The following is a 1,012-nucleotide window of genomic DNA, read 5'->3' on the forward strand; positions in this document are numbered from 1 at the left end:
CGGCGAACCAGATCGATGGCGGTATCGCTCGCTTTGCTCAACGCGGTGTTGTAGCTGGTTGCCTGGGTCATCAAGCCGTTCAGGTTCTCACCAGTACCGTCGCCCTTGAGGATCTGCGCCTCCTCTTCGAGTTTGAGGTCATAGCGCAGCAGCTGCTGCAGGTAGGCGAACATCTGCGGCACATCCGACAGCACCTCGTCGGTGGCCGGCATCCACACCGCGATCTTCTTCACCCGGTCGGTTTCGGTGGTGAAAGTGACGTTGCTGGTCGGCTTCAGCCCGCCCTCTGGCACCGGCTTGGCGCCGCGGGTGTGCAGGTTCTCGCGGAAGTAGGTGTAGCTCTGACCGCTGACCGGGATGGCCGTCAGCAGGTCGCGGATGCGCAGCTCCTGACGCAGGCCCGGCTGAATGACGGGGTCATAGTTCGGCGCGACGATGCCGGCACTGGTGACCTTCATCTCCTTCATGCTGGCCAGGTCGGACTTGGTGACTTCGATCTTGGCCTGACTGGAGCCCTTCTGCTGCAGGCTCTTGTAGCTCTCGTCGCCTTTCACCAAGTCGATGAAGCTCTTGCCTTCGCCCGGCTGGCCGCGCAGCTTGACGCCCTTCTGCTCCAGGTCGACAACCTGGTCGATGACTTTCTGCAGCTCGCCTTTCTGGTCTTCGATCTGCTTCTTCAGATCGCCGGTAATCTGATTGCCTTTTTCGACCTCAGCCATGGCGGCGTCGTATTTTTTCTGCAGATCACCGAAGCCAGTCTTCAGTTGCAGCTCCAAGGATTCTTTGATGTCTTTCACTTCGCTCATGGCGATACTCCGAAATGGTGGGTGAACAGGGTGGAAATTTCTTTCAGCTCATCCACGATCGCCGTGGCCTCGCTGCCGCCGTCACGGCGCAGCGCGGTGTAGCCGAGCGAAGCGACTGCCGCCGCTTCCTTCTGCGAGAGGCCCATGCGTTCGCGAAGAGCCTTCTCGAAAAGCCTGATGTCCGATTTAACGCTGAGGACTTGAGC

Annotated in this window: 1 protein-coding gene and 1 pseudogene; both read right to left on the reverse strand. The window is 59.8% G+C overall.

Going from position 1 to position 1,012, the window contains the following annotated elements:
* A partial coding sequence (locus tag ACIPZC_RS26040; protein ID WP_400630441.1) for a phage major capsid protein occupies positions 1-806 on the reverse strand: 806 nt, incomplete at its 3' end.
* Positions 803-1,012: pseudogene (locus ACIPZC_RS26045) on the reverse strand (HK97 family phage prohead protease); the annotation flags it as partial. The gene ACIPZC_RS26040 and the pseudogene ACIPZC_RS26045, both read right to left, overlap by 4 nt.

Source organism: Pseudomonas sp. NPDC089743, from assembly GCF_044748785.1.
GTDB classification, from domain to species: domain Bacteria; phylum Pseudomonadota; class Gammaproteobacteria; order Pseudomonadales; family Pseudomonadaceae; genus Aquipseudomonas; species Aquipseudomonas putida_X.